Consider the following 7255-nt stretch of genomic DNA (forward strand, 5'->3'; position numbering starts at 1 on the left):
TCACGCACCACCGCCTTGGCGGCCATGGTACCGAAGGTGATGATCTGGCTCACCGCATTACGGCCGTAGGCCTCGGCCACGTAGTCGATCACCCGGTCACGGCCGTCCATGCAGAAGTCGACGTCGAAGTCGGGCATGGAAATACGTTCAGGGTTGAGGAAGCGCTCGAACAGCAGGTCGTAGGCCAGCGGGTCGAGATCGGTGATCTTCAGTACATAGGCCACCAGCGAGCCAGCACCCGAACCGCGGCCCGGGCCAACCGGTACGTCGTTGTTCTTGGCCCACTTGATGAAGTCCATAACAATCAGGAAGTAACCGGGGAAGCCCATCTGGATGATGATGTCCAGCTCGAACTTCAGGCGGTCCAGGTAAACCTGACGCTTTTCTTCATAATTGGGCGTGGTCTCTTTCGGCCACAGCACGGCCAGGCGCTCTTCCAGGCCTTCGTGGGACACATGCCGCAGGTAGTCGTCGATGCCCATGCCGTTGGGCGTGGGGAAGTCAGGCAGGAAGTACTTGCCCAGCTGTACCTGGATGTTGCACCGCTTGGCAATTTCGACGGTGTTGGCGATGGCGTCGGGCAGGTCGCTGAAGAGCTCGGCCATTTCCTCGGCCGACTTCAGGTACTGCTGGTCGCTGTAGCAACGCGGACGGCGGGGGTCATCGAGGGTCCAGCCCTCACCGATACAGACGCGGGTTTCGTGGGCATCAAAGTCCGTCTGCTTGATGAAACGTACGTCGTTGGTAGCCACCAGCGGGGCGCCAAGCTTGTCGGCCAATGCCACCGCCGCGTGCACGTATTCTTCGTCGCGTGCGCGATTGGTGCGCTGCACTTCAACGTAGAAGCGCTCGGGGAACATGCCCATCCAGTCTTGAAGAAGCACTTCGGCTTCGTCTTGCCGACCCGCCAGCAGCGCCATGCCAATGTCGCCTTCCTTGCCCGCCGACAGGGCAATCAGGCCCTCGCTGGCCGGGGCGATCCATTCACGCTGGAGGATGACCAGGCCGTTGCGCTGGCCATCGGTCCAGCCGCGCGAGATCAGTTCGGTGAGGTTGCGATAGCCCTTGGGGTCCATGGCCAGGAAGCAGATGCGCGACAGCGGGGCTTCCGGGTCGGCACCGGCCAGCCACAGGTCGGCACCGCAGATCGGTTTGATGCCGGCGCCCATGGCCGTCTTGTAGAACTTCACCAGCGAGCACATGTTGCTCTGATCGGTGATCGCGACCGCCGGCATGTTCATCCCGGTCAGCGCCTTGGCCAGCGGTTTGATCCGCACCAGGCCGTCGACCAGCGAGAATTCGGAATGGACGCGCAGGTGAACGAAGGGAACCGACATGGAAGATCCTGTAGCAGAGCTTAACGACAAGGGCGGGATTGTAGCCTAACTGGGGGCTTTTTTTGGGGCTGCTTTGCAGCCCTTCGCGGGCACGCCCGCCCCCACAGGTACGGCACCGCTGCTCAGACCGATGAATCCTGTTGGAGCGGGCGTGACCGCGAAGGGCCGCAAAGCGGCCCCAACAGGTCAGATCAGGGAATCGGTGACGCCTTCGCGCGCTTCCCAAGCCGCCCGCACAGGGGCAAAGGAACGCCGGTGGATGGGCGTTGGCCCAAGCCGAGCCAGCGCCTCGAGGTGCACCGGCGTTGGATAACCCTTGTGACCGCCAATGCCATAACCCGGGTAGATCAGTTCGAATGCACTCATCTCCCGATCACGGGTCACCTTGGCCAGGATCGATGCCGCCGCAATGGCCGGCACCTGGCTATCCCCCTTGACCACCGGTGCTGCCGGCACCGCCAGTTTCGGGCAGCGATTGCCGTCGATCAGGGCCAGCTTTGGCGTAATGTGCAAGCCCTCCACTGCCCGCTGCATGGCCAGCATGGTGGCCTGCAGGATGTTCAGGCTGTCAATTTCCTCGACTTCGGCACGGGCGATGCAGAAGCTCAAGGCCTTTTCGCAGATCTCGTCGAACAGCGCCTCACGCCTGGCTTCGGTGAGTTTCTTCGAATCGTTCAGACCGAGAATCGGCCGCGCGGGATCAAGAATCACGGCCGCCGTTACCACCGCGCCGCACAACGGGCCGCGGCCCACTTCGTCAACGCCGGCGACCAGGTCTTCTACCAGGTTGAAGTCCAGTCCAATTTGCATGTCAGCGGTCCTTGAGCAGGGCCAGTACCGCCTCGGCCGCCTGATTGGAGGCGTCACGGCGCAGGGTGCGGTGAATTTCGTCGAAACGTTCGGTCTGCTGGCTTCCATCGCGCACCAGCGGCGCCAGGGTGTTGGCCAGCGCTTCACTGGTAGCGTCGTCCTGCAGCAACTCGGGCACCAGCTCTCGCTGGGCCAGCAGGTTCGGCAATGACACGTAAGGGCTTTTCACCAGACGCTTGAGAATCCAGAAGGTCAAGGGCGCCAGGCGGTACGCCACCACCATCGGCCGCTTGTACAGCAGCGCCTCGAGAGTGGCGGTACCCGAGGCGATCAGCACCGCGTCACAGGCTGCCAGGGCTTGGTGCGACTGGCCATCGAGCAGGGTCAGCGGCAGTTGGCGCCCTTCAAGCATCTGTTCGATCTGGGTGCGCCGCGTGGCGTTGGCGCAGGGCAACACGAAGCGCACACCCGGCACTTGTTGGCAAAGGCGCTCGGCGGCGTCGAGGAACAACGCGCCCAGGCGCCCTACTTCGCCACCCCGGCTGCCCGGCATCAACGCCACCACCGGCCCCTCGCCCAGGCCCAGCGCGGCGCGCGCGGCCGGGCGGTCGGCTTCTAGCGGTATGGTGTCTGCCAGCGGGTGGCCAACAAAACGCACTGGCACACCCTGCTCTTCGTAGAACCGCGCCTCGAACGGCAGCAGCGTCAGCATCAGGTCGCAGCCTTCGCGGATCTTCAGCACCCGCTTCTGCCGCCAGGCCCACACTGACGGGCTGACATAGTGCACGGTCTTGATCCCGGCCTGGCGCAGCTTCAGCTCGATGTTGAGGGTGAAGTCAGGGGCGTCGATGCCGATGAATACGTCGGGTTTTTCTTCGATCAGGGTCTGGATCAGCAGCTTGCGGCGCTTGAGCAGCTCGCGCAGACGCCCCAGTACCTCGACCAGCCCCATGACGGCCAGGCGCTCCATGGGGAAATAGGATTGCAGGCCCTCGGCCTCCATCAAGGGGCCGCCAACCCCGATGAACCGCACGTCGGGGTGGCGTGCCTTGAGGGCACGCATCAAGCCTGAACCAAGAATATCGCCACTGGCCTCACCCGCGACCAGCGCTACGCAAAGCTGGGCCATATCAGCGCGTGATGCCGCGAGCGGAGCTCAGGATCGACTGACGGAACAGCTCGACCTCAGGGTGTTGCGTGGCCGGTTCGGCCAGCTCCTTGAGCGCGTCTTCGACGGTCAGGCCCTGACGGTAGACAATCTTGTAGCAACGACGCAGCACATGGATCACCTCGTCGCTGAAACCGCGGCGGCGCATGCCCTCGAAGTTCATGCTGCGGGCTTCGGCCGGGCTGCCGAACACGGTAACGAAGGCCGGAACGTCCTTGCCAATGGCCGTGCCCATGCCGGAAAACGCGTGGGCGCCAATATGGCAGTACTGGTGAACCAGGGTGTAACCGGACAGGATCGCCCAGTCACCCACATGTACATGACCTGCCAACGCCGTGTTGTTGACCAGGATGCAGTGGTTGCCGATGACACTGTCGTGGCCAATGTGGGCATAGGCCATGATCAGGTTATGGTCACCCACGGTGGTTTCCGAGCGGTCCTGAACAGTACCGCGGTGGATGGTCACCCCTTCGCGAATCACATTGTGATCGCCGATCACCAGGCGCGTCGGCTCACCCTTGTACTTAAGGTCCGGGGTGTCTTCACCGATCGAGGAAAACTGAAAGATACGGTTGTGCTTGCCGATGCGGGTCGGGCCTTTGAGCACAACATGCGGGCCGATAACGGTGCCCTCCCCGATTTCGACATCAGGGCCAACGATCGACCAAGGGCCGACCTCGACGCCGTCGGCCAGCTTGGCCGACGGATCGATAATGGCCCGAGGATCAATCGAATTCATAGGGAGCGTTCCGCGCAGGTGATTTCTGCCGAGCAGACCGGCTTGCCATCGACAAGGGCGCGGCACTCGAACTTCCAGATCATGCTTTTACGGCTGAGGAACTTCGCCTCCAGCACAAGCTGGTCGCCCGGGAGAACCGGCTGACGGAAACGCAGTTTGTCGGAACCGACGAAGTAGTACAGGGTGCCATCGGCCGGCTTGGCATCGAGCATCTTGAAACCAAGGATGCCGGCCGCCTGGGCCATGGCTTCGATGATCAGGACACCCGGCATGATCGGGTGTGCCGGGAAGTGGCCATTGAAAAACGGCTCATTGATGCTGACATTCTTGTAGGCACGAATGCTCTGGGCCTCGAAGTCCAGATCCGTCACACGGTCTACCAGCAGAAACGGGTAGCGGTGAGGCAGGTATTCGCGAATCTCGTTGATGTCCATCATTTCGGTGGGGAAGCCTGTAATAAGAATAGGGAGCGCAGGTGCTGACCACACGCTCCTTTTGCAATCCAAAGAGGAGCCAGCTAGCGACTGTTCACTCTTGCTCAGGGAATGGTATCAGCCTTCTGATGTCGGCAGGCCACCTGAGGTCACGGTATCGACGCGTTTTTCCAGCTGCTGGAGACGCTTGGCCATGTCGTCCAGGTGGCGGATACGCGCGGCGCTCTTGCGCCAGTCAGCCAGCGGCTGCATGGCAGTGCCGGAAGAATAGGAACCCGGTTCAGTGATCGAACGGGTAACCATGGTCATTCCGGAAACGAAAACGTTATCGCAAATATCGATGTGCCCAACCAGCCCCACACCACCGGCCAGCATGCAGTGCTTGCCGATGCGCGTGCTGCCGGAGATTCCGACGCAAGCGGCCATGGCAGTGTGATCACCGATCTGCACGTTGTGAGCGATCTGGATCTGGTTATCCAGCTTGACCCCGTCGCCGATCCGGGTATCGGACAGCGCGCCACGGTCGACAGCCGTATTGACACCGATCTCAACGTCATCACCAATGGTGACGCCGCCGATCTGTGCAATCTTGCGCCAGATACCCTTCTCGTTGGCAAAGCCGAAGCCCTCACCGCCGATCACGGCACCCGACTGGATGACCACACGCTTACCGATGGTCACGTCGTGATACAGCGTGACCCGCGGTGCCAGCCAACCACCTTCACCGACCACACAGCGGGCACCGATGAAGCAGTGTGCGCCGATGCTGACGTTGGCGCCGATGCGCGCACCACTTTCGATGACCGCGAACGGCCCGATGCTGGCGCTGGCGTCCACCTGGGCATCTTCCGCCACCACGGCGCTGGGATGTATTCCCGCCTCAGCCTTGGGTTTGGGATCGAACAGGTGGGAAATCCGCGCGTAAGCCAGGTACGGGTCCGCCACGACCAGGGTATTGCCGGCAAAGCTTTCGGCATCCGCAGCCTTGAGCAGCACCGCGCCGGCCTGGCTGTTGTCCAGGTACTTGCGGTACTGCGGGTTGGCGAGGAAGCTCAACTGCGTCGGGCCGGCCTCTTGCAAGGTGGCCAGCCCGGTAATCTGCAGCGCCTCAGGCCCCTTGAGGGTAGCTCCGAGCACCTCGGCCAGCTGGCCTAGCGTCATGGTCACACTCATATCAACGGGCTTGGTTCATGCGCTCGATGACTTGGCGGGTGATGTCGTACTGAGGTTTGACATCGATGACCGCACCACGCTCGAGGACCAGGTCGTAGCCGCCCTTCTTGATCACTTCCTCGACAGCACCATCCAGCTTCGGCTTCAGTTGCTTGAGCATGTCGCGATCAGCAACGGCCTTGGCTTCGTTCAGTTCCTTGGACTGGAACTGGAAATCGCGGGCCTTTTGCTTGAACTCGAGCTCCAGGCGCTCACGCTCCTGCTGCTGCATCTTGTCGCCGCCCTTGATCAGGCGGTCCTGGATGCCCTTGGCACTGCTTTCCAGGCTTTTCAGCTTGGTCAGTTGCGGACCGAATTTCTTCTCGGCATCAACCGCATACTTCTTGGCGGCATCCGACTCGAGCAGGGCCATCTGGTAGTTCAGGACGGCAACCTTCATTTCGGCGAAAGCCGGGGTGGCGACCAGCGCCGCGGCCACTACGGCCAATTGAGCCAATTTACGCACGATGCACTCCTGGATAAACCGTTGTCATTAAGCAAGGGCCGACCTTAGAAGGTCTGGCCCAGAGAGAATTGGAACACCTGGGTATCGGCATCGTCCGGCTTCTTGACCGGCATTGCCAGGCTGAAGCTCAACGGGCCCAGTGCGGTAATCCAGGTCACGCCCAGACCGACCGAACTGGCCATGCCCGAGAATCCGACCTTCTCGCAATCAGGTTTGTTGCCGCAATTGGTGTCGAACACGTTACCCACGTCCCAGAACACGGAAGTGCGCAGTGAACGCTGGTCCTTGACGAACGGCAGCGGGAACAGCAGCTCGGCACCGCCTTGCACCAGCACGTTACCACCAAACGGCAACGGATCCTGATCCGGGTCGGCGATGGTGCCTGGCTTGCCACCTGCGGCCTCGCCGATGCTCGGGGTACTGCGCGGGCCCAGGCTGCTGTCCTTGAAGCCACGGACGGAGTTGAAACCACCCGCGAAATAGTTCTCGTAGAACGGCAGGCCGGAGGTGCTGCCGTAACCATCACCATAGCCCAGCTCGGTATGCAGGCGCAGGGTGTAGTCGCTGGTGATCGGCTTGAACAGCTGGCCACGGTAGTCAAGCTTGAAGAACGATAGGTCGCTGCCCGGAACGGTGGACTCCAGGGTCAGGCTTTGCGAGTGACCACGGGTGGCCAGTACGCCTTTGTTCAGGGTCGACTCGGACCAGCCGATCGAGGCCTTGAAGTTCAGGAAGTTGTCACCTTCCTGCTCGAGGAAGTCGAAGATCTCGTCAACGGTGTACTTGCCGGTCTTGATCTTGTCCTGCTGCACGCTCAGGCCGTAGGTCAGGCGCGAGGTTTCGCTGATCGGGTAGCCCAGGCTGACGCCGGCACCGTAGCTGTCCACCGCGTAGCTGGCAACATCTACGTCGAGGTCGTCGTAATCGGTGCTGCGGTAGAAGGCGTTGTAGCCCAGGCTGACGCCATCGGCAGTGAAGTAGGGATCAACGAAGCCGAAGTTGTAACGGGTCTGGTATTCCGAACGGGTCAGGCCGATGGACACCTTGTTACCGGTACCGAGGAAGTTGCTCTGGCTGATCGAGCCCCCC

At 61.7% G+C, this 7255-nt stretch carries 8 protein-coding genes; all 8 read right to left on the bottom strand.

Going from position 1 to position 7255, the window contains the following annotated elements:
- Positions 1 to 1337, bottom strand: a 1337-nt coding sequence (gene dnaE / locus BJQ17_RS29035; RefSeq protein ID WP_139139837.1) for a DNA polymerase III subunit alpha, incomplete at its 3' end; no start/stop codon positions are given.
- Between the two features lie 186 nt (positions 1338 to 1523).
- Positions 1524 to 2147 (bottom strand): ribonuclease HII, encoded by a 624-nt coding sequence (rnhB, locus tag BJQ17_RS29040; protein WP_003252319.1) that lies wholly within the window; start codon positions 2145 to 2147, stop codon positions 1524 to 1526.
- A 1-nt stretch (position 2148) separates the two neighbouring features.
- Positions 2149 to 3276, bottom strand: a complete 1128-nt coding sequence (lpxB, locus tag BJQ17_RS29045) for a lipid-A-disaccharide synthase (RefSeq protein ID WP_003252318.1) — start codon at positions 3274 to 3276, stop codon at positions 2149 to 2151.
- A gap of 1 nt (position 3277) precedes the next feature.
- Positions 3278 to 4054: an acyl-ACP--UDP-N-acetylglucosamine O-acyltransferase gene (lpxA, locus tag BJQ17_RS29050; RefSeq protein WP_003252316.1), complete on the bottom strand. Its 777-nt coding sequence runs from the start codon at positions 4052 to 4054 to the stop codon at positions 3278 to 3280.
- Entirely contained in the window at positions 4051 to 4491 is a 441-nt protein-coding gene (fabZ, locus tag BJQ17_RS29055) for a 3-hydroxyacyl-ACP dehydratase FabZ (protein ID WP_003252314.1), read from the bottom strand. Before fabZ ends, lpxA begins: the two co-directional genes overlap by 4 nt.
- A 114-nt stretch (positions 4492 to 4605) precedes the next feature.
- Positions 4606 to 5661, bottom strand: a complete 1056-nt coding sequence (lpxD, locus tag BJQ17_RS29060) for a UDP-3-O-(3-hydroxymyristoyl)glucosamine N-acyltransferase (protein ID WP_003252312.1) — start codon at positions 5659 to 5661, stop codon at positions 4606 to 4608.
- Position 5662: 1 nt separating this feature from the next.
- On the bottom strand, positions 5663 to 6166 hold the full coding sequence (locus tag BJQ17_RS29065) for an OmpH family outer membrane protein (protein ID WP_003252311.1): 504 nt from the start codon (positions 6164 to 6166) through the stop codon (positions 5663 to 5665).
- A gap of 44 nt (positions 6167 to 6210) precedes the next feature.
- Positions 6211 to 7255, bottom strand: a 1045-nt coding sequence (bamA, locus tag BJQ17_RS29070) for an outer membrane protein assembly factor BamA (protein WP_042162799.1), incomplete at its 5' end; no start/stop codon positions are given.

This window comes from Pseudomonas sp. NBRC 111139, from assembly GCF_001753955.1.
GTDB classification, from domain to species: domain Bacteria; phylum Pseudomonadota; class Gammaproteobacteria; order Pseudomonadales; family Pseudomonadaceae; genus Aquipseudomonas; species Aquipseudomonas alloputida.

Excerpts from the sequence above, each read along its gene's own strand:
- rnhB (WP_003252319.1), bottom strand. The coding sequence starts at position 2,147 with ATGCAAATTGGACTGGACTTCAACCTGGTAGAAGACCTGGTCGCCGGC.
- lpxB (WP_003252318.1), bottom strand. The coding sequence starts at position 3,276 with ATGGCCCAGCTTTGCGTAGCGCTGGTCGCGGGTGAGGCCAGTGGCGAT.
- lpxA (WP_003252316.1), bottom strand. The coding sequence starts at position 4,054 with ATGAATTCGATTGATCCTCGGGCCATTATCGATCCGTCGGCCAAGCTG.
- fabZ (WP_003252314.1), bottom strand. The coding sequence starts at position 4,491 with ATGATGGACATCAACGAGATTCGCGAATACCTGCCTCACCGCTACCCG.
- lpxD (WP_003252312.1), bottom strand. The coding sequence starts at position 5,661 with ATGAGTGTGACCATGACGCTAGGCCAGCTGGCCGAGGTGCTCGGAGCT.